The sequence below is a fragment of the Pseudomonas sp. MF08831 genome, from assembly GCF_059862645.1.
Window position 1 is genome coordinate 389494 of record NZ_JCBCUX010000006.1, and the last position, 20753, is coordinate 410246.

Sequence of the window (20753 nt, forward strand, 5' to 3'; positions counted from 1 at the left end):
GGCATGCCGGCATGGCGCAATATCAGTTTATGGATGGACCAGTTGGACGACCCGCTGCTGGCGCGGCCGGCGCTGGAGCATGACCTGGACGTCAATGTGGCCATCATCGGTGCCGGGTACACGGGCCTGTGGACGGCCTATTACCTGAAACGCCAGGCACCTGAGCTGAAAATTGCAATTATCGAAGCGCAAACCGCAGGTTTTGGCGCCTCTGGCCGCAACGGCGGCTGGCTGATGGGCAATTTGCTCGGAGAAGATCGCTTGCTCGCCGGGCTTGACCCGCAGCAACGCCGCGCCTCCTTTGACCTGCTGCACGGGATTCCCGATGAAGTGGCGCGAGTGCTGGCCCGTGAGGGCATCGACTGCGACTACCGCAAGGGCGGCGCGCTGTACTGCGCGGCGCGCTACCCCGAGCAGGAAGGCAGCCTGCGCCGCTACCTCGAAAAACTCTACGCCCAAGGCCTGACGGCAGACGATTACCGCTGGCTGAGCCCGCAACAACTGGCCGAACAGGTCCGTATCGCCAAACCCTATGGCGGCATCTTCGCGCCACATGTGGCGACGATCAACCCGGCCAAACTGGTGCGTGGCCTGGCGCGCGTCGTGGAGAGCATGGGCGTCACCCTCTACGAAAACAGCCCGGTCACCCATTGGCAGTCCGGCAGCCTGCGCACCGCCAAGGCGGGTGTGCGGGCCGCCTGGGTGGTGCCGGCTGTCGAGGGGTATGCCACCACGCTGCCGCCGCTGGGCCGTTATCAACTGCCGGTACAAAGCCTGATTGTCGCCACCGAGCCACTGCCCGCCAGCGCCTGGGATGAAATCGGCTTGAGCCACGGCCAGGCATTCGGCGAAAGCAGCCGCCAGGTCACTTACGGCCAGCGTTCGGCCGACAACCGCCTGGTGTTCGGCGCGCGTGGCGGTTACCAGTTCGCCGGTAAATTGCGCCACAACTTCGACCTGACCGACAGCGAAGTGGAACTGCGTCGCTACCTGTTCGGCGAACTTTTCCCACAGTTGAAGAAGGTTCGGATTACCCATTCGTGGGGCGGCAACCTCGGCATGTCGCGTAACTTTCGACCGCACATGCTGTGTGACCACAAGACCGGCATCGCGCTGTCCGGTGGTTACGGCGGGGAGGGCGTAGGCGCCAGCAACCTGGGTGGCCGCACCCTGGCCGACTTGATCCTGGGCCTCGACACGCCGCTGACCACCCAGCCCTGGGTGATTCGCGAACGTGGCCTCGACGCGCTCAAGGCCTGGGAGCCCGAGCCGTGCCGCTGGCTGGGCTACAACGCGATCATTCGCAGTTTCGTCCATGAGGACCAGGTATTGGCCAACCCCAATACCGCGCCCTGGCGCCGCAAGTTGGCGACCGGCGTGGCCGGGTTCATGGAAGGTTTCATGCACTAAGACGTTTCACTCACACGGGAAAACCCATGAGCATCACTCAATTCAAAGACACGCTGAATGCCCACTTGCCGGACTCGTCACCGGTGGCCGTGCCCTTGGGCGAACCCGTCGCCGTGGCCTCGACCTTAAGTGTTGAGCGCGGCGACGGCGTCGAAACCGGCATCTGGGCGTGCACGCCGGGGCGCTGGCGTCGGCAGATCAAATCCCAGGAGTTTTGCCACTTTATCCAGGGCCGCTGCACCTTCACGCCCGATAACGGTGAAATCGTCCACATACAAGCCGGTGATGCACTGATGTTGCCGGCCAACAGCACCGGAATCTGGGATATCCAGGAAACCGTGCGCAAGACCTATGTATTGATTCTGTAACGCTTTGATCCTTGATCGCCTGCCATAAAAACAGCCCTAAAACCGCCAGGAAATCGAACCATGAAAGCCATTGCCCTGTTGCCCTTGATGTTGGTGGCCGCTATCAGCCAGGCCGCCGAGACGGTGAAGATCTATAACTGGTCGGACTACATTGCGCCGGACACCACCAAGAACTTCCAGCAAGAAACCGGCATCGGTTTCACTTACGACGTGTACGACAGCAACGAAACCCTCGACGGCAAGTTGATGACCGGCAAATCCGGGTATGACGTGGTGTTTCCGTCCAACCACTTCATGGCCCGGCAAATCCAGGGCGGCGCCCTGAAAAAGCTCGACAAGAGCCAGTTGCCGAACTGGAAAAACCTCAACCCGGTATTGCTTAAGGCCCTGGAAAACAACGACCCGGGCAACCAGCACGGCTTCCCGTACCTGTGGGGCAGCACGGGCATCGGCTACAACATCGACAAGGTCAGGGCCGTGCTGGGCGACAACGCCCCGGTGGATTCCTGGGACCTGATCTTCAAGCCGGAGAATATGGCCAAGCTGCAAAAATGCGGCGTGGCGATCCTCGACAACGGCCCGGAACTGCTGCCGGCGGCGCTTAACTACCTGGGCCTGCCGCACCACAGCAAAAAGCCCGAGGACTACAAGAAGGCTGAAGACCTGCTGATGAAAGTGCGGCCGTACGTGGCGTATTTCCACTCGTCGAAGTACACCGCTGACCTGGCCAATGGCGACATCTGCGTGGCCGTCGGCTTCTCCGGCGACATCCTGCAGGCCGAGAGCCGTGCCAAGGAAGCCAAGAACGGCGTAAACATCGGCTACAACATTCCCAAGGAAGGCGCCGCCATCTGGTTCGACATGGTCGCCATGCCGGCCGACGCGCCTGACGAAAAGGCCGGCTATGCGTTCATGAACTACCTGCTGCGCCCGGAAGTGATGGCCAGCATCACCAACTACGTGCACTACGCCAACGGCAACGCCGCAGCCGACAGCCTGGTAGACCCGGCGATCAAAGCCGACACCAAGGTGTACCCGAGCCCGGAAATGATGGGCAAGCTGTTTGCACTCGAAGCGATGCCGCTGAACATCGACCGGGTTCGTACGCGGGTGTGGAACACCATTCGTACCGGGCGATAGGCTTAGCCGCTGTGGCGAGCAGGCTTGCTGTGACAAGGTCCTGTTGTGGCAAGGCCCTGTTGTGGCAAAGACCTGCTGTGAGAAGCGGGCGTCCTGTGGCGAGCGGGCTTGCCCCGCGTTGGGCTGCGAAGCGGCCCCAAAACCTGCCGATGAAGACTGTCTGATACACCGCACTCATCCCAACTGGGGCCGCTTCGCGCCCCAACGCGGGGCAAGCCCGCTCGCCACAATAAGCCTGTCAGCTGGAACGCGCCGGCTCGGCACAACCGTGCATGCCGTCAGGGGTTTTCCAGATCATGGCCCAAAGACTGGATAAACAACGAAAACAGCTCCGGCTGTGACGAGATATCCAGCTTTGCGTACAGGTGTCGCCGGTGCACCTTCACGGTGTCCGGCGAGATCTTCAGGCGCTCGGCCATGGCCTTGGACGAGAAGCCGCGCAGCACCAGGCGGGCCACTTCCAGCTCACGCTCCGAGAGCACGCCAGTGCCGAATTGGTTCAGCGCATCCCTGACCTGGCTGTGCATCGTCGGCGCGCGTTGGGCGCTTTGCTGCCAATGTTGCTGCATCAGGGGCAACACCCAGGCCGCCAGCAGGGTCATCAGCCCGGTCTCCTCGAGACTGAAGCGCCGTTGCATGCCCAGCGACAGCGACAATGTCCCTGTGCCCGGCACCTGCAGGATGAACTGCACCTCGTCTTCCAGCACGTTGTCGTGGAAGTAGTTGAGGAAGTAATCGCTCTGGCGAAAATGGTCCGGCGCGACTTCCTCCAGCCGGTACACGCCACTGGCATAACCCTCGCGACAGGCCTGGTAAAACGGGTCGAGCACATACAGGCCGTTGAGGTAGGCCAGCATCGACGCCGGTTTGCTGCTCGGCAGGGCGTCGTATTCCTCCAGGGCCTGGGGCGGCCCCGCCAGTGGATAAACAATCGCCAGGGCGTTATCGAAGGGCAGGCACTGCTGCAGCAACAGCACCAGTTGCTTCCAGAACCGCTCGGTGCCGATGTGAGCGACGGTGCGGCCAAGGCCTGCGTGCAGACCGACCTCTTTGAACAGGCTCATGTCACAGGCTCCCGCCCTCAAAAGATCGGCCAAGGGTTCGGCTTTTGGCGAATACCGTCAAGGGGAGTACGCCAATAGGGGCATTGGCTGACAGGCCGGCAGGCGCTACCGTCAGCCTCATTTCGCGCAATTACAGGTAAGGAGTGGCTATGCGTGCACGTCAAATCGGCATCACGTTGGGGCTGGGCACGCCCGGCGAATTGAACGCCATCACCGATGTGCCGGGCGTTCGGGTCGGTCACAGTACGCTCAAGGCGTGTATCGACGGCAAACAAGTGCGGACCGGCGTCACCGTGATCCAGCCGCGCGAAGGCGAGGCGCGCCAGCAACCGTGTTTTGCCGGCTACCACGTACTCAACGGCAATGGCGATGCCACCGGCCTTGAATGGATCAGCGAAGCGGGGTTGCTGACCACGCCAGTGGCCATCACCAACACTCACAGCATCGGCCTGGTGCGTGACACCTTGATCGCCCTGGAGCGTGAGCGCCTGGCGGACCCGGCGGTGTATTGGTGCATGCCGGTGGTGATGGAAACCTACGACGGGCTGCTCAATGACATCTGGGGCCAGCACGTCAAGCCTGAGCATGTGCGCCAGGCGCTGGATAGCGCCCAAGGCGGCGCGGTGCAGGAAGGAGCGGTGGGCGGTGGCACCGGGATGATCTGCCATGAGTTCAAGGGCGGCATCGGCACCGCCTCGCGGCGATTGCCGGCAGAGCAGGGCGGCTGGACCGTCGGCGCGCTGGTGCAGGCGAACCATGGCAAGCGCCAGGAGCTGCGGGTGGAGGGTTACCCGGTTGGTCGTCACTTGATGGGCATTGCATCCCCCTTCGCCACGCGTGGCACGCCAGGCATGGGCTCCATCGTGGTGATCATCGCCACCGACGCACCGTTGTTGCCACATCAGTGTCGGCGTCTGGCGCAACGCGCCTCGATCGGCATCGCGCGCACCGGCGGCGGCACCGAGGACTCCAGCGGCGACCTGTTCCTGGCCTTCGCCACCGGCAACCGCGATCTGCCGCCAGCCGATTACGGGCGCAAAGGCTCGCCACTGAGCACCGCGTTGCAGATGGTCAACAACGATCACATCTCACCGCTGTTCACGGCCGCGGCAGAAGCTGTGGAGGAGGCGATCATCAATGCCCTGCTGGCCGGTGAGGACATGACCACGGAGCAGGGGGTCACGGTGCCAGGGTTGGCGGGTGAAACGTTGCTTGAGGCATTGGCGAGGTCCGGCTGGAGTGTGTCCCGGTAATAGGGGGCAACTAATAATTAATAGTGTAAGTAGTGGCTCTTTAATGTCGCCAATGACACCGTGACAATATATTGGATCCATTATCCAAGTGCGCCGCTCAACTTGAGCGGCTTTACTTCTATTTAATATTTAAATAACACAGGGTCTGCGCCCGTTGGGCAAATGCAATGGCCCCCAATAAACATTGCCCGCGACTTCCTTAAGTTGAATCCACGTCACATTTTCGCTGCGGAAATATTTGTAGACGAAAGATTTCAAGTTGTGTCAGTTTCGATACGCCTTCAAAAGAGGCGAGTGATAGGACGATCTCGCCCGCGGGGTTCCTATCGACCAAAGACTGATGCACTTGCAAACAAGGAAGTACGTTTATGTCAAAAGTAAAAGACAAAGCTATTGTTTCTGCCGCGCAAGCCAGCACTGCTTACTCGCAAATCGATAGCTTCAGCCATCTGTATGACCGTGGCGGCAACCTCACGGTGAATGGCAAACCGTCCTTTTCCGTGGACCAGGCAGCGGACCACCTGCTGCGCGATGGCGCCTCGTACAAGGATGTGAATCACAACGGCAAGATCGATCTGACCTACACCTTCCTCACCTCGGCTTCCTCGGCCACCCTGAACAAACATGGTATCTCCGGGTTCAGCCAGTTCAACGCCCAGCAGAAAGCACAGGCCGTACTGGCCATGCAATCCTGGTCGGATGTCGCCAACGTGAGCTTTACCGAAAGCGCCTCGGGCGGTGACACGCACATGACCTTCGGCAACTACAGCGGTGGCCAGGATGGCGCGGCTGCCTTCGCTTACCTGCCCGGCACAGGCGCAGGCTACGACGGCACATCGTGGTACCTGACCAACAGCAGCTACACGCCGAACAAGACCCCGGACGTGAACAACTACGGCCGGCAGACCCTGACCCACGAAATCGGCCATACCCTGGGCCTGGCTCACCCTGGCGACTACAACGCCGGGACCGGCAACCCTTCGTACAAAGACGCGGACTATGGACAGGACACGCGTGGCTACAGCGTCATGAGTTACTGGAGCGAAAGCAACACCAACCAGAACTTCACCAAAGGCGGCGTCGAAGCTTACGCATCGGGCCCGCTGATCGACGACATCGCCGCAATCCAGAAGCTCTACGGTGCCAACTACAGCACCCGCGCCGGCGACACCACCTACGGTTTCAACTCCAACACCGGGCGTGATTTCTACAGCGCTACGTCCAATGCCGACAAGCTGGTGTTCTCGGTATGGGACGGTGGTGGCAACGACACCCTGGACTTCTCCGGTTTTACCCAGAACCAGAAGATCAACCTCAATGAGGCCTCGTTCTCCGACGTTGGCGGCCTGGTGGGCAACGTGTCCATCGCCAAGGGCGTCACTGTCGAGAACGCCTTCGGCGGTTCGGGCAACGACCTGATCATTGGTAACAACGCAGCCAACCTCATCAAAGGCGGTGCCGGCAACGACATCATCTACGGCGGTGGCGGTGCGGACCAACTGTGGGGCGGCGCCGGCAACGATACCTTCGTGTACGGTGCCAGTTCCGATTCCAAGCCGGGTGCTGCTGACAAGATCTTCGACTTCACCTCGGGTTCGGACAAGATCGACCTGTCCGGTATCACCAAAGGTGCAGGCTTGAGCTTCGTCAACGCATTTACCGGGCATGCCGGCGATGCTGTACTCAGCTATGCCTCGGGTACCAACCTGGGCACCTTGGCCGTGGACTTCTCCGGGCACGGCGTGGCGGATTTCCTCGTCACCACCGTTGGCCAGGCTGCGGTCAGCGACATCGTAGCGTGATGTAAAGCGCGCGGCGCTCCGGCGCCGCGCTCTATGATGGAGCAGAACATGCCGCGTTTTTCTCATTTGATCGCCTGTGCTTCACAGGTGTTGTTCGTGTCGGCAGGAGCCCACGCAATGGCTAGCAGTCTCGTTTTACCCACCACCGCCCAGTTGGCCGGCCACTGGCAGTTGCACCAGCAGGATCAAGTGTGCGCGTTGGACCTGTTGGACCAGCCGAACGCGCTGGCCGGTGACGTGGCGTGCGCCGCGCAATGGCTGGGCGATAAACCGCTGACCTGGTTGCCGACCCCGGATGGCATCTGGCTGATGAACGCCCAGGGCACCGGCATTATTCATTTGAACCGTGAAAAAGACGGCGAATATAAAGGGCAGACGCCTTCAATCCCCGAAGTTGTCCTGCAACGAACACCTTAATTAAAAGTTATAAGCATATAACCCGATTTTAATAGTTGGCCGCCCTACTGTGGGGCCTGGGCAACTAGTGCGCGTAATTCGCTTCAGGGAAGATCAGAAGATATGGCGAAGTCCCATGCGGTTGCGCCCTTATTCAGGGCGTTGGGTGAATACAAGAGTATTTTGATCAGCATCGGCTGTTTTACCGCATTGATTAACCTGTTGATGCTGGTGCCGTCGATTTACATGCTGCAAGTGTACGACCGTGTGTTGTCCTCCCAGAATGAAACCACCCTGGTGATGTTGACGTTGATGGTCGTCGGCTTCTTTGCGTTTATCGGCACGCTGGAAGTCATTCGCAGTTTTATCGTGATCCGTATCGGCAGTCAGTTAGAGCGACGCTTCAACTTGCGCGTCTACAAAGCCGCCTTTGAACGCAACCTGCAACGCGGTGAGGGGCACGCCGGGCAATCCCTTGGCGACCTGACCGTGATCCGTCAATTCATCACGGGGCCTGCGCTGTTCGCGTTCTTTGATGCACCGTGGTTTCCCATCTACCTGTTCGTGATTTTCCTCTTCAACGTGTGGCTTGGCGTGCTGGCAACGGCGGGCGCGGTACTGCTGATCGCGCTGGCGTGCCTGAATGAATACCTGACCAAAAAACCGCTGGGCGAGGCGGGCGCGTTTTCCCAGCAATCGACCCAGTTGGCCACCAGCCATTTGCACAACGCCGAGACGATCCAGGCCATGGGCATGCTCGGCGCGTTGCGCAAGCGCTGGTTCGCGGTGCATTCGCAATTTCTCGGCTATCAGAACAAGGCCAGCGACACCGGCTCGGTGATCACCTCGCTGAGCAAGTCCTTTCGCCTGTGCCTGCAATCACTGGTGCTGGGCTTGGGCGCCTTTCTGGTGATCAAAGGCGAGATGACGGCCGGGATGATGATCGCCGGTTCCATCCTCATGGGCCGCGTGCTCAGCCCCATCGACCAACTGATTGCGGTGTGGAAGCAGTGGAGTTCGGCCAAGTTGGCTTACCAGCGGCTTGACCAATTGCTGCGCGAATTCCCGCCGGAAGTCGAACACATGGCGCTGCCGGCGCCCAACGGCCAGGTCAGTTTCGAGCAAGTCAGCGCGGGCCCGCCCGGGCGGCGCGTGCCGACCTTGCATCAGGTCAGCTTCAACCTCGGTGCGGGCGAAGTGCTTGGCGTGCTCGGCGCGTCGGGTTCGGGCAAATCCACCCTGGCCCGCGTGCTGGTGGGTGTGTGGCCAACCCTGGCCGGCACGGTGCGCCTGGACGGCGCCGATATCCATCGCTGGGACCGTGACGACCTTGGCCCTCATATCGGTTATTTGCCCCAGGACATCGAACTGTTCAGCGGCAGCATCGCCGACAACATTGCGCGGTTTCGCGACGCCGACCCGGAACGCGTGGTGCAGGCCGCGCAACAAGCCGGTGTACATGAACTGATCCTGCGCCTGCCGCAGGGTTACGACACGGTGCTGGGCGACAACGGCGGTGGCCTGTCCGGTGGCCAGAAACAACGCGTGGCCCTGGCCCGCGCGCTCTACGGCGGGCCGCGCTTGATCGTGCTGGATGAACCCAACTCCAACCTCGACACCGTCGGCGAGGCGGCGCTGGCCAGTGCCATCGTGCAGATGAAAGCCCAGGGCAGCAGCGTGGTGCTGGTGACGCACCGGTCCTCGGCGCTGGCCCAGGCCGATAAATTGCTGGTGCTGAACGAAGGCCGTTTGCAGGCCTTTGGCCCCAGCCAGGAAGTGCTGCGCGCCTTGTCGGGCCAGCAGCAGGAAGCACCACGAGAAAAGGCCGGCGTGAGCCTCAGCCGTCAGTACCAAGCCGGAAGGAATCCAGGCGCATGAGCAGCCTTACATTTGAGCAACGTGATGCCGGTTTTTTCGTAAAAATGGGTTGGCTGCTGACCATCGTCGGCGCCGGCGGCTTCTTTCTCTGGGCCAGCCTGGCGCCTCTGGACCAAGGCATCCCGGTGCAAGGCACGGTGGTGGTGTCGGGCAAGCGCAAAGCCGTGCAAACCTTCAGCCCCGGCGTGGTCAGCCGGATTCTGGTGAAGGAGGGCGAGGTGGTCAAACAAGGCCAGCCGCTGTTTCGCCTTGACCAGACCCAGAACCAGGCCGACGTGCAATCCCTGCAAGCCCAGTACCGCATGGCCTGGGCCAGCGTGGCGCGCTGGCAGAGCGAGCGCGATAACCGCTCCAGCATCACCTTTCCGGCCGAGCTGAGCGCCAACCCCGATCCGGCCCTGGCCCTGGTGCTGGAAGGCCAGCGCCAACTGTTCAGCAGCCGCCGCGAGGCGTTTTCCCGTGAGCAAGCCGGGATTCGCGCGAATATCGACGGTGCCACCTCGCAACTCAATGGCATGCGCCGTGCCCGCAGCGACTTGTCCGCCCAGGCCCAATCCCTGCGTGACCAACTGGCCAACCTGCAACCCTTGGCCGACAACGGCTATATCCCGCGCAATCGCTTGCTCGATTACCAGCGCCAACTGTCCCAGGTGCAACAGGACCTGGCGCAGAACGCCGGCGAAAGCGGTCGCGTAGAGCAGGGCATTCTTGAATCACGGCTCAAGTTGCAGCAGCACAGCGAGGAATATCAAAAGGAGGTGCGCAGCCAACTGGCCGACGCGCAGCTGCGCAGCCTGACCCTGGAGCAGCAGCTCACCTCGGCCGGCTTCGACCTGCAGCACAGTGAGATCAACGCCCCGGCCGATGGCATTGCGGTCAACCTCAGCGTGCACACCGAGGGCGCCGTGGTGCGTGCCGGTGAAACCCTGTTGGAAATCGTGCCACAGGGCACACGCCTGGAAGTCGAAGGGCGTTTGCCGGTGAACCTGGTGGATAAGGTTGGCACGCACTTGCCGGTGGATATCCTGTTCACGGCCTTCAACCAGAGCCGCACCCCGCGCGTGCCGGGCGAAGTCAGCCTGATTTCTGCCGACCAGATGCTTGATGAAAAAACCGGCCAGCCGTACTACGTGCTGCGCACCACGGTGAGCGAGGCCGCATTGGAAAAACTCCATGGCCTGGTGATCAAGCCGGGCATGCCTGCCGAGATGTTCGTGCGCACCGGCGAGCGCTCGTTGCTCAATTACCTGTTCAAGCCGCTGCTGGACCGCGCCGGCTCCGCGTTGACCGAGGAATGAGCATGAAACCTGTGTTCATTTCGCTGCTGTTGATGTGTGGCTCTGCCCAGGCTGCCATGGGCCCGTTTGATGTGTATGAGCAAGCCTTGCGCAACGATCCGGTGTTTCTCGGCGCGATCAAGGAGCGCGACGCCGGCCTGGAAAACCGCACCATCGGCCGCGCCGGGCTGCTGCCCAAGCTGTCGTACAACTACAACAAGGGCCGCAACAACTCTGAGGCGCACCTGCCGGACGGGCGCGGCGGCAACTACCGCGACGACCGCAACTACAACAGTTATGGCTCGACCTTCAGCCTGCAACAGCCGCTGTTCGACTACGAAGCCTATGCCAACTACCGCAAGGGCGTGGCCCAGTCGTTGTTCGCCGATGAAAGCTTTCGCGACAAGAGCCAGGCGCTGCTGGTGCGGGTGCTGAGCTATTACACCCAGGCCTTGTTTGCCCAGGACCAGATCGACATCGCCCGCGCCAAAAAGAAGGCCTTCGAGCAGCAGTTCCAGCAAAACCAGCACCTGTTCCAGCAGGGCGAAGGCACGCGCACCGACATCCTCGAAGCCGAATCGCGTTATGAACTGGCGACTGCCGAAGAGATCCAGGCGCTGGATGAGCAGGACGCGTCGCTGAGGGAGTTGGGCGCGTTGATCGGTGTGCAGAGCGTCAACATCCAGGATTTGGCGCCACTGAACCAAAGCTTCGCCGCCTTCACCCTGACGCCGGCCAACTACGACACCTGGCATGAACTGGCGATCACCAATAACCCGACCCTCGCATCCCAACGCCAGGCCGTGGAAGTGGCGCGCTATGAAGTGGAGCGCAACCGCGCCGGGCACCTGCCGAAGATCACCGCGTATGCCAGCTCGCGCAAACAGGAGTCCGACAGCGGCAACACCTACAACCAGCGCTACGACACCAACACCATCGGCATTGAAGTCAGCGTGCCGCTGTATGCCGGTGGCGGTGTTTCGGCCTCCACCCGCCAAGCCAGCCGCGGCATGGAGCAGGCCGAGTACGAGCTGGAAGGCAAGACGCGCGAAACCCTGATCGAGTTGCGCCGCCAGTTCAGCGCGTGCCTGTCCGGGGTGAGCAAATTGCGCGCGTATCAAAAAGCCCTGACCTCGGCCGAGGCGCTGGTGGTATCGACCAAGCAGAGCATCCTTGGCGGCGAGCGGGTCAACCTGGATGCGTTGAACGCCGAGCAGCAGCTGTACAGCACCCGTCGCGACCTGGCCCAGGCGCGTTATGACTATTTGATGGCCTGGACCAAATTGCACTACTACGCGGGCAACTTGCGCGACACCGACCTGGCGAAAGTCGACGAGGCGTTCGGCCCGGTGAAATGAGCAGTTATAAAAACAATAAGGATGGTTTAGATGATCACCGATTCATCACGCTTCAAACCCTTTACCGCAGGTTCCTTGCTGCTGTTGTCCGTTGCGGCACAGGCGCAATACACCGAGACCGGTTTACTGGGTAACCCCGCCAGCTGGCGTTCGGCCGAGTTCCAGAGTGACTGGGGCCTGGACCGCATGAAGGCAAATGAGGCCTACGCCGCCGGGATCAGCGGCAGCGGGGTAAAAATCGGCGCGCTGGACTCCGGGTTCGACACCGATCACCCGGAAGCCTCCAAAGACCGCTTCCACCCGGTCACGGCCACCGGCACTTACGTCAATGGCAGCGCGTTCAGCACCACTGGCGCGCTCAACCCCAACAACGACTCCCACGGCACCCACGTCACCGGCACCATGGGCGCGGCGCGCGATGGCGTGGGCATGCATGGCGTGGCGTACAACGCGCAAGTCTATGTGGGCAATACCAACGCCAACGACAGCTTCCTGTTTGGCCCGACCCCGGACCCCAAATACTTCAAGGCGGTGTACACCGCCTTGGTGGATTCCGGCGTGCGCGCCATCAATAACAGCTGGGGCAGCCAGCCGCCGGACGTCAGCTACCAGACCCTCGACGGCCTGCACGCCGCCTACGCCCAGCATTACAACCAGGGCACCTGGCTGGATGCGGCAGCGGATGTGGCCAAGGCCGGCGTGATCAATGTGTTCAGCGCCGGCAACAGTGGTTACGCGAATGCCAGCGTGCGTTCGGCGCTGCCCTATTTCCAGCCGGAACTGGAAGGCCACTGGCTGGCCGTGTCGGGCCTGGACAAGGCGAATAACCAGAAATACAACAAGTGCGGCATCGCCAAATACTGGTGTATTTCCACCCCGGGCGCGCTGATCAACAGCACCGTGCCCGGCGGCGGTTATGGGGTCAAGTCCGGCACGTCGATGTCGGCGCCGCACGCCACCGGCGCCTTGGCGCTGGTGATGGAACGCTACCCGTACCTGAACAATGAGCAGGCGTTGCAGGTGCTGTTGACCACTGCCACGCAACTCGACGGCTCGATCACTCAGGCACCCAATACCACCGTGGGCTGGGGCGTGCCGGACCTGGGCCGGGCGATGCACGGGCCGGGGCAATTGCTCGGCTCGATGAACGTCAACCTGGCGGCCGGGCAGGGCGATGTGTGGAGCAACGGCATCACCGACCAGGCGTTGCTCCAGCGCCAGGCCGAAGACCGCGCCGAGCACACGGCCTGGCAGCAAACCCTGATCGACAAGGGCTGGCAAAACGGCGTGGGCGCGACTGCCAGCCAGCAGGACCAGACCGACTACGCGATCGGCACCGCCCGTGATCAAGCCGCCGCGAACCGCGTGTATGAAGGCAGCCTGATCAAATCCGGCGCCGGCAGTTTGCTGCTCAGCGGCGACAGCACCTACCGCGGCGCGACCAGCGTCAATGGCGGCCTGCTGGCGGTAAACGGCTCGCTGACCTCGGCAGTGACGGTGAACGACAGCGGCACCCTCGGCGGCTCCGGGCGCATCGGCGCCTTGGCGGTGAACAGCGGCGGCACCGTGGCTCCGGGCAATTCGGTCGGCACCTTGCAGGTGGCGGGCGATGTGAACCTGGAGGCGGGCTCCACCTATGCGGTGGAACTGACCCCGACCAGCAGCGACCGCATTGTCGCCGGTGGCAAAGCCGTACTGGGCGGCGGCACCGTCACCCTGGCGCTGGAAAACAGCCCGACATTGCTGAGCCAGAGCCAGGTGCAAAGCCTGATCGGCCGCCAATACACCATCCTGCAGGCCGCGGGCGGCATACAGGGGCAGTTTGGCCAAGTGCTGCCCAACTACCTGTTCCTCGGCGGCACCCTCGACTATGCGGCCAACGGCGTGCAACTGGACGTGGGACGCAACGGTGCGACCTTTGCCAGCGTTGCCGCCAACCGTAACCAGCGAGCTGTCGCCGCGGCTGCCGAGCAACTGGGCGCGGGCAACCCGGTGTATGAAAGCCTGTTGCAGTCCGATTCCGTGGCAACCGCTCGGCAAGGCTTGCAGCAACTGTCCGGCGAGGTCTACCCAGCGATTGGCGCGATGCTGATCAACGACAGCCTGCAGCTGCGTGAGGCTGTGGGTGAGCGGCTGCGCCATGTACCGGTGAGCGGCGAAAGTAACCTGTGGCTCAAAGCCCTCGGCGCCTGGGGCAAGGCTGACAGCCGCAGCGAAACCGCGGGCTCGACCACCTCGATCGGTGGCTTGCTGGCCGGTGTGGACGGTGTGTTGGACGAGCAGACCCGCGTGGGTGTGGTGGCTGGCTACAGCGACAGCTCCTTGAACCTGGGCAGTGGCACGCACTCATCGGCGTCCATCGACAGTTACCACTTCGGTGCGTATGCCGGGCGGGAACTGGGTGACTGGCGCGTGAGCGTCGGCGGCGCCTACAGCTGGCATCGCGGTGATGTGAAACGCGACCTGCAATACGGCGACGTCAGCGGCAAGCAAAAGACCAAGCTGGATGCACGCACGGCGCAGCTGTTTACCGAGGCGGCGTACCGCATTCACCTGCAACCGCTGGCGCTGGAGCCGTTCGCCAACCTGGCGTACGTGCACCTGGACAGTGACTCATTCCACGAAAAAGGCGACGCCGCGGCCCTGGAGCGTGGCAGTGACCGGCGTGATGCGGTGCTCAGCACCCTGGGCCTTCGCGCGTTGAAAACCTTGCCTTTGAATGACCATCAGCGACTGGAACTGTCCGGCTCGCTGGGCTGGCAGCACAGCCTCACGGCGGTGGAATCCGAAGAACACTTGGCGTTTGTTGCCGGCGGGCCGTCATTTGCCGTGCGCAGTTCGCCGTTGCTACGTGACGCGGCGCTGGTTGGCGTGCAGGCCAGCCTGGCGTTGAGCCCGACCACGCGGGTCAACCTGGATTACAACGGCCAGCTGGGTGGCCGCGAGAAAACCCAGGGCGTGGGGCTGAGCCTCAACTGGCAGTTCTAGAGAGCAACGCAGGTCAAGAACTGTGGGCGCTGGCACGCCAGCGCCCACATTAGACGGGCGGCGCTGAAGAAAAGTGATTCACATACCGGCAATAAGAAAACTAAGGAAGGTCACCGTGAACAAACGCAAGTCAGGGTTAATCACCGCCACTCACACCGGCCCGGGTTACCCGCTCAAGGCCTTGAGCTGCGTGCCATACGGCGCGTTGCTGTGCTGCCTGGCAAGCCTGGGAACCGCCCAGGCCGCACCCTATGTGGAAGCGGGCAAGCTGGGCGACGCGGCCAGTTGGCGCAGCAATGAATTCAAGGCCGACTGGGGCCTGGGCGCGGTGCACGCAGATGCCGCCTACGCCGCGGGCTACACCGGCAAGGGCGTCAAGCTGGGGATCTTCGACCAGCCGGTGTACGCGCAGCACCCGGAATTCGACAGCCCCGGCAAGGTGGTGACCATTGTCACCGAAGGCATTCGCCAATACACCGACCCCTACATTCCGGTGAAGGCGGGCGATGCGTTCCGTTATGACGGCACGCCATCCAAAGACTCCAACGGCAAGCTGGGTAACCACGGCACCCACGTCGGCGGCATTGCCGCGGGTAATCGCGATGGTGGGCCGATGCATGGCGTGGCGTTCAATGCGCAAATCCTCAGCGCCGAAAACGGCGACCCGGGCCCGGAAGACGGGATCATCCTCGGCAACGACGGCGCGGTGTACAAAGCCGGTTGGGATGGGCTGGTCGCCAATGGCGCGCGCATCATCAACAACAGCTGGGGCATCGGCATCGGTGACCAGTACGCCAAGGGCGGCCGCGATCCGGCATTCCCCAACTTCACGGTCAATGAAGCGCAGGCGCAGTTCAACGTTATCCGGCCGATCCTCGGCACGCTTGCCGGCGGGGCTTATCAAGGCGCAATCGACGTGGCCCGCAGTGGTGTGCTGACCATCTTTGCCGCCGGTAACGACTACAACCGCAACAACCCGGATGCGATGTCGGGCCTGGCCTACTTCGTGCCGGACATTGCGCCAAACTGGCTGTCGGTGGCGGCCTTGCAGCAAAACCCGGACACCGCCAGCGCTGATCCTTATGTGATCAGTACGTTCTCGTCGCGCTGCGGGTATGCGGCAAGCTTTTGCGTGTCGGCGCCGGGCACCAAGATCTTCAGCTCGATCATCAACGGCACCGATCTGTCAAACCTCACCACCGACTGGGCCAATAAAAATGGCACTTCCATGGCCGCACCCCACGTGGCCGGCGCTGCGGCGGTGTTGATGGAACGCTTCCCGTACATGAGCGGCGATCAGGTCTCCACCGTGCTCAAAACCACCGCCACCGACCTCGGCGCGCCAGGCATCGACGCGCTGTACGGCTGGGGCATGATCAACCTGGGCAAGGCGGTCAACGGCCCGGGGATGTTCATTACCGGCGCTGATATCCCGGCCGAGTTTCGCATCGACGGTGCGTATGGCAACGGGCAGTTCGTGGCGAATTTGCCAGGGATCGGCGCCGTGGTGGATGCCGGCAAACCGACCCAGCGTCTGTGCACCGACGTGCACTGCGGGCTGGACGTGTGGAGCAACAACATCTCCGGCCACGGCGGCCTGACCAAGCAGGGCATCGGTGCACTGGTGCTGACCGGCAACAACACCTACAGCGGCCCGACCCTGGTCAATCAGGGCTTGCTGGCGATCAATGGCTCGGTTACCTCCGACGTCACCGTCAGCCAGAGCGGCGTGGTCGGCGGCTCGGGGCGTATTGGCTCGCTGTCCGCGAAAAGCGGCGGCACCGTGGCGCCGGGTAATTCCATCGGCACGCTGAATGTGGCTGGCAATGTCACCTTCGACGCGGGCTCGACCTATGCGGTCGAGTTGTCGCCGACCAGCAGCGATCGCATCGTCGCCGGTGGCACGGCCACACTCAATGGCGGCACCGTGACCCTGGCCCTTGAAAACAGCCCGACACTGCTGACAAACGCGCAGGCCCAGAGCCTGATCGGTCGCCAGTACAACATCCTGCAAGCCGCGGGTGGGGTTACCGGTAGCTTCGGTGCGGTACTGCCCAACTACCTGTTTATCGGTGGCACGTTGAACTATGCCGCCAACGGTGTGCAGTTGGATGTGGCGCGTACCAACAGCTTCGCCAGCGTGGCCGTCACGCCCAATCAACGTGCGGTCGCCGCGGCGGCAGACCAGTTGGGCGCGGGCAACGCGGTGTACGAAAGCCTGTTGCTGGCGCCGACGGCGGCCTCGGCGCAGGGCGCGTTCCAGCAACTGTCCGGCGAAATCTACCCGGCGTTGCAGAGCGCGCTGGTCAACGACAGCCGCTACGTGCGTGAAGCCGTGGGCGAGCGCTTGCGCAATGGCGAGATGGGCGCTACCAGCGAAACCCTCGACAGCCGTGGCAACGTGTGGGTCAAGGCCCTGGGCGCCTGGGGCAAAACCGACAGCCGCAGCGACACGGCGGGCTACACCACGTCGCTGGGCGGCATGCTTGTGGGCGTTGACGGTGCGTTGGACGAGGCGACCCGGATCGGTCTGGTCGCCGGCTACAGCGACACCTCGTTGAACATGGGCAACGACACCCACTCACGTGCCTCGGTCGACAGCTACCACTTTGGCGCCTACGCCGGGCATGAGATCGGTGCCTTGCGTTTGAGCGGGGGAGCGACCTACAGCTGGCATCGCGCCGATGTGAAGCGCGACCTGCAGTACGGTGATGTGGCCGGCAAGCAGAAAGTCAAAGTGGACGCGAGCAGCACGCAGGTGTTTGGCGAAGCAGCTTACCGCGTCAATCTGCAACCGCTGGCCCTGGAGCCGTTCGCCAACCTGGCTTACGTGCACCTGGACACCGACGGCTTTACCGAAAAAGGCGACGCCGCCGCGCTCAAAGGCCACGACGACAGCCGCGATGTGGTGTTGAGCACCCTGGGCATGCGTGCATTGAAGACCTTCAATGTGAACGATCACCAGCAACTGGAGGTGTCCGGCACCCTGGGCTGGCAGCACAACCTGAGCAGCACTGATTCCGAGCAGCACCTGGCGTTCGCGTCGGGCAGCCAGTCGTTCGCGGTTGAAAGCGCGCCGATGGTGCGCGATGCCGCGCTGGTGGGCGCGCGGGTGAGCCTGGCCTTGAGCAAAGAGGCGCGGGTGAACTTTGACTACAACGGCCTGCTGGCCAGCAAGGACAAAGTGCACGGTGTGGGGCTGAGCCTCGACTGGGCGTTCTAAAGGTTTCATAACCTTTGCATGCGGGCCAGGTGTCCGGTGGGTGCATGCCAGCTCCCACCGGCCCCCTGGCCCGTCGCTGAAACGTGTTTTCGCTTTCTCTACAAATCCAACAACAGAGAGGCACTACCATGGGTATCTTTGACTATAAAAACCTTGGCACCGAGGGTTCCAAAACGTTGTTCGCCGATGCCATGGCGATCACGTTGTATTCCTATCACAACCTGGATAACGGCTTTGCCGTGGGCTACCAGCACAACGGGTTGGGCTTGGGGCTACCGGCCACGCTGGTCGGTGCGCTGCTCGGCAGCACGGATTCCCAGGGCGTGATCCCTGGTATCCCGTGGAACCCGGATTCGGAAAAAGCCGCCCTTGAGGCGGTGCAGAAAGCCGGTTGGACACCGATCAGCGCCAGTGCCCTGGGCTACGCCGGCAAGGTCGATGCACGTGGCACCTTCTTTGGGGAAAAAGCCGGCTACACCACGGCCCAGGTCGAGGTACTCGGCAAATACGATGACGCCGGCAAGCTGCTCGAAATCGGCATCGGTTTTCGTGGCACTTCGGGGCCACGGGAAACCTTGATCAGCGACTCGATCGGCGACTTGATCAGCGATCTGCTCGCGGCCCTGGGGCCCAAGGATTACGCGAAAAACTACGCCGGCGAAGCCTTCGGCGGCTTGCTCAAGAATGTTGCCGACTACGCCGGTGCCCATGGCCTGACCGGCAAGGACGTGGTGGTCAGCGGCCACAGCCTGGGCGGGCTGGCGGTCAACAGCATGGCGGACTTGAGCAACAACAAATGGGCGGGGTTCTACAAGGACGCCAACTACGTTGCCTATGCCTCGCCGACCCAGAGTGCCGGCGACAAGGTGCTCAATATCGGTTACGAAAACGACCCGGTGTTCCGCGCGCTGGACGGCTCGTCGTTTAACCTGTCGTCGCTGGGCGTGCACGACAAACCCCACGAGTCCACCACCGATAACATCGTCAGCTTCAACGACCACTACGCCTCGACGCTGTGGAATGTGCTGCCGTTTTCCATCGTCAACCTGCCCACCTGGGTCTCGCATTTGCCGACGGCGTACGGCGATGGCATGACGCGCATCCTCGAGTCCGGCTTCTACGACCAGATGACCCGTGACTCCACGGTGATTGTTGCCAACCTGTCCGATCCGGCGCGGGCCAACACCTGGGTGCAGGACCTCAACCGCAATGCCGAGCCCCACAAGGGCAACACGTTCATCATCGGCAGCGACGGCAACGACCTGATCCAGGGCGGCAACGGTGCGGACTTTATCGAGGGTGGCAAAGGCAACGACACGATCCGCGACAACAGCGGGCACAACACCTTTTTGTTCAGCGGCCACTTTGGCAATGATCGCGTGATTGGCTACCAGCCCACCGACAAACTGGTGTTCAAGGACGTGCAAGGCAGCACCGACCTGCGTGACCACGCGAAGGTGGTCGGCGCCGATACGGTGCTTACGTTTGGGGCCGACTCGGTGACGCTGGTCGGCGTGGGGCATGGCGGGCTGTGGACGGAGGGCGTGGTGATCGGCTGATTACTCACGCAACCGATCAGTGCCAGTGCTGCCCCCGCCAGCCACCGCCCCAATTGGGCCGGTGGGGGTAGCCATAGCCATAACCGTAATAGTGATGTGGGTAGTAGTAAGGGCGTGGCGCATAGCCCCAATGCCCGTAATAAACCGGTGGCGGTGGTTGCACCACGATCACCCGCGGTGGCTGGCGAATGATGAGGGTGTCGGCGAATGCTGGCGCGCAGGCCAGGGCCGCCAGGGTCAGGGGAATCAGTAAAAGAGCGCGTACCGTGCGGGACATGAGTGCCATGGCCGTCGTTCCTCCGTTGTGCCGCGTTCGAAAATAAAAGCGGCTTATCGGTTAAACGCCCAGGCGGGGAAAATCCTTCGGTAAATAAATCTTCATTGATCAGCGGCGCGGCCTTGCGACGGATTACGTGCGCCTGACGCGTTTAATCAGCACCTGCGAGATGTTTCGCGCGTCATGTGAGGAGCTGAGCATGTCCCGACTTCGATTGCTGCTGTGCGCCTTGGTACTGCTGGGGTTGGGCGGGTGTGCGGTGTACCCGGCCTATCCGGGCCCATGCTGCTACCGGCCGTACTACCACTCGTACTATTACCATCCCTACTATCACCCGTATTACCACCCGTACTACCGGTACTGAACCTGCAACAAAAAGCCCCGCATCTGCGGGGCTTTTTTTATCAGTTTTCCTTGCGTACCGTCGCTACGTCATCGGCCTTGACGCGCACATGCTTGCCAGCGATGTCGGTGAACTCGTAGAAGCCGTCGGCCGTCTTGGTTTTAGGGGTGTCCTTGGTCAGGTACTGCGTACCATTTTGCAATGTCACCACGGTTTGCGTTGAGCAACCGGCCAAAAGCAGAAAAGTGAGTGCAACCAGCGGCAGACCCAAATTCTTCATGTTCATAACCCTTACCTTTAACCCTGAAAAGTCCCGCAGCCTATGGGTGCGGGCCGTAAATGTTACGCCATCAACTGAGCTATCTGATCCTTTTTATTAGAAAAGTTGCGTGCGCCATTTATCTATTACCGATTGCA

At 62.0% G+C, this 20753-nt stretch carries 16 protein-coding genes; 13 read left to right on the forward strand and 3 right to left on the reverse strand.

The genetic code is table 11. The features are described 5' to 3' along the window. The first annotated feature begins 3 nt into the window (after positions 1 to 3). The 3 genes from AC19YS_RS15710 to AC19YS_RS15720 are packed head-to-tail and all read left to right on the forward strand — an operon-like array spanning position 4 to position 2918. Positions 4 to 1410 (forward strand): NAD(P)/FAD-dependent oxidoreductase, encoded by a 1407-nt coding sequence (locus AC19YS_RS15710; RefSeq protein ID WP_500602199.1) that lies wholly within the window; start codon positions 4 to 6, stop codon positions 1408 to 1410. Between the two features lie 26 nt (positions 1411 to 1436). Continuing rightward, a complete protein-coding gene (locus AC19YS_RS15715; RefSeq protein ID WP_106578100.1) occupies positions 1437 to 1778 on the forward strand; it encodes a cupin domain-containing protein in 342 nt (113 codons plus the stop codon). A gap of 60 nt (positions 1779 to 1838) precedes the next feature. Then, the gene (locus tag AC19YS_RS15720) at positions 1839 to 2918 is read left to right on the forward strand and encodes a polyamine ABC transporter substrate-binding protein (RefSeq protein ID WP_500602200.1); all 1080 of its coding nucleotides are present in this window, start codon (positions 1839 to 1841) and stop codon (positions 2916 to 2918) included. Positions 2919 to 3196: 278 nt separating this feature from the next. Here AC19YS_RS15720 and AC19YS_RS15725 read toward each other — a convergent pair whose 3' ends face one another. Beyond that, on the reverse strand, positions 3197 to 3982 hold the full coding sequence (locus AC19YS_RS15725) for a helix-turn-helix transcriptional regulator (protein ID WP_119740591.1): 786 nt from the start codon (positions 3980 to 3982) through the stop codon (positions 3197 to 3199). Positions 3983 to 4131: 149 nt separating this feature from the next. Here AC19YS_RS15725 and AC19YS_RS15730 point away from each other — a divergent pair, with 149 nt between their 5' ends. From AC19YS_RS15730 to AC19YS_RS15770, 9 genes are all read left to right on the forward strand, one after another. Beyond that, positions 4132 to 5235 carry a DmpA family aminopeptidase gene (locus AC19YS_RS15730; RefSeq protein ID WP_200624725.1) on the forward strand — a complete coding sequence of 368 codons (1104 nt, stop codon included), beginning with the start codon at positions 4132 to 4134 and terminating at the stop codon, positions 5233 to 5235. Positions 5236 to 5603: 368 nt separating this feature from the next. After that, positions 5604 to 7037 (forward strand): serralysin family metalloprotease, encoded by a 1434-nt coding sequence (locus tag AC19YS_RS15735; protein WP_106578104.1) that lies wholly within the window; start codon positions 5604 to 5606, stop codon positions 7035 to 7037. Positions 7038 to 7085: 48 nt separating this feature from the next. Next, positions 7086 to 7454: a protease inhibitor Inh/omp19 family protein gene (locus tag AC19YS_RS15740; RefSeq protein ID WP_106578105.1), complete on the forward strand. Its 369-nt coding sequence runs from the start codon at positions 7086 to 7088 to the stop codon at positions 7452 to 7454. Between the two features lie 102 nt (positions 7455 to 7556). Next, the gene (locus AC19YS_RS15745) at positions 7557 to 9311 is read left to right on the forward strand and encodes a type I secretion system permease/ATPase (protein ID WP_106578106.1); all 1755 of its coding nucleotides are present in this window, start codon (positions 7557 to 7559) and stop codon (positions 9309 to 9311) included. After that, complete coding sequence (locus AC19YS_RS15750) at positions 9308 to 10609, forward strand: HlyD family type I secretion periplasmic adaptor subunit (RefSeq protein ID WP_106578107.1); 1302 nt, start codon at positions 9308 to 9310, stop codon at positions 10607 to 10609. The genes AC19YS_RS15745 and AC19YS_RS15750 overlap by 4 nt, the downstream gene beginning before the upstream one ends. A gap of 2 nt (positions 10610 to 10611) precedes the next feature. Further along, the gene (locus tag AC19YS_RS15755) at positions 10612 to 11946 is read left to right on the forward strand and encodes a TolC family outer membrane protein (protein ID WP_448194838.1); all 1335 of its coding nucleotides are present in this window, start codon (positions 10612 to 10614) and stop codon (positions 11944 to 11946) included. A 30-nt stretch (positions 11947 to 11976) separates the two neighbouring features. Next, positions 11977 to 14934, forward strand: a complete 2958-nt coding sequence (gene eprS, locus AC19YS_RS15760; RefSeq protein WP_500602201.1) for an autotransporter serine peptidase EprS — start codon at positions 11977 to 11979, stop codon at positions 14932 to 14934. A gap of 115 nt (positions 14935 to 15049) precedes the next feature. Continuing rightward, entirely contained in the window at positions 15050 to 18157 is a 3108-nt protein-coding gene (locus AC19YS_RS15765) for an autotransporter outer membrane beta-barrel domain-containing protein (RefSeq protein ID WP_500602202.1), read from the forward strand. 128 nt (positions 18158 to 18285) lie between these two features. Then, entirely contained in the window at positions 18286 to 19716 is a 1431-nt protein-coding gene (locus tag AC19YS_RS15770) for a polyurethane esterase (RefSeq protein ID WP_448201319.1), read from the forward strand. A gap of 16 nt (positions 19717 to 19732) precedes the next feature. Here the strand turns inward: AC19YS_RS15770 and AC19YS_RS15775 are convergent, their stop codons facing one another. Next, on the reverse strand, positions 19733 to 20002 hold the full coding sequence (locus AC19YS_RS15775) for a hypothetical protein (protein ID WP_119740575.1): 270 nt from the start codon (positions 20000 to 20002) through the stop codon (positions 19733 to 19735). A gap of 190 nt (positions 20003 to 20192) precedes the next feature. Here AC19YS_RS15775 and AC19YS_RS15780 point away from each other — a divergent pair, with 190 nt between their 5' ends. Next, positions 20193 to 20357 (forward strand): hypothetical protein, encoded by a 165-nt coding sequence (locus AC19YS_RS15780; protein ID WP_164487936.1) that lies wholly within the window; start codon positions 20193 to 20195, stop codon positions 20355 to 20357. Positions 20358 to 20397: 40 nt separating this feature from the next. On the opposite strand, the gene AC19YS_RS15785 is transcribed toward AC19YS_RS15780, so the two are convergent. Beyond that, complete coding sequence (locus AC19YS_RS15785) at positions 20398 to 20622, reverse strand: YgdI/YgdR family lipoprotein (protein ID WP_106578113.1); 225 nt, start codon at positions 20620 to 20622, stop codon at positions 20398 to 20400. Between the last annotated feature and the right edge of the window lie 131 nt (positions 20623 to 20753).

Bases quoted from the DNA above. Each gene is read 5' to 3' on its own strand.
- AC19YS_RS15770 (WP_448201319.1), top strand. From the start codon at position 18,286: ATGGGTATCTTTGACTATAAAAACCTTGGCACCGAGGGTTCCAAAACG.
- AC19YS_RS15725 (WP_119740591.1), bottom strand. From the start codon at position 3,982: ATGAGCCTGTTCAAAGAGGTCGGTCTGCACGCAGGCCTTGGCCGCACC.
- AC19YS_RS15750 (WP_106578107.1), top strand. From the start codon at position 9,308: ATGAGCAGCCTTACATTTGAGCAACGTGATGCCGGTTTTTTCGTAAAA.
- AC19YS_RS15775 (WP_119740575.1), bottom strand. From the start codon at position 20,002: ATGGCACTCATGTCCCGCACGGTACGCGCTCTTTTACTGATTCCCCTG.
- AC19YS_RS15780 (WP_164487936.1), top strand. From the start codon at position 20,193: ATGTCCCGACTTCGATTGCTGCTGTGCGCCTTGGTACTGCTGGGGTTG.
- eprS (WP_500602201.1), top strand. From the start codon at position 11,977: ATGATCACCGATTCATCACGCTTCAAACCCTTTACCGCAGGTTCCTTG.
- AC19YS_RS15740 (WP_106578105.1), top strand. From the start codon at position 7,086: ATGCCGCGTTTTTCTCATTTGATCGCCTGTGCTTCACAGGTGTTGTTC.
- AC19YS_RS15745 (WP_106578106.1), top strand. From the start codon at position 7,557: ATGGCGAAGTCCCATGCGGTTGCGCCCTTATTCAGGGCGTTGGGTGAA.
- AC19YS_RS15730 (WP_200624725.1), top strand. From the start codon at position 4,132: ATGCGTGCACGTCAAATCGGCATCACGTTGGGGCTGGGCACGCCCGGC.
- AC19YS_RS15755 (WP_448194838.1), top strand. From the start codon at position 10,612: ATGAAACCTGTGTTCATTTCGCTGCTGTTGATGTGTGGCTCTGCCCAG.
- AC19YS_RS15735 (WP_106578104.1), top strand. From the start codon at position 5,604: ATGTCAAAAGTAAAAGACAAAGCTATTGTTTCTGCCGCGCAAGCCAGC.
- AC19YS_RS15785 (WP_106578113.1), bottom strand. From the start codon at position 20,622: ATGAACATGAAGAATTTGGGTCTGCCGCTGGTTGCACTCACTTTTCTG.
- AC19YS_RS15715 (WP_106578100.1), top strand. From the start codon at position 1,437: ATGAGCATCACTCAATTCAAAGACACGCTGAATGCCCACTTGCCGGAC.
- AC19YS_RS15720 (WP_500602200.1), top strand. From the start codon at position 1,839: ATGAAAGCCATTGCCCTGTTGCCCTTGATGTTGGTGGCCGCTATCAGC.
- AC19YS_RS15710 (WP_500602199.1), top strand. From the start codon at position 4: ATGCCGGCATGGCGCAATATCAGTTTATGGATGGACCAGTTGGACGAC.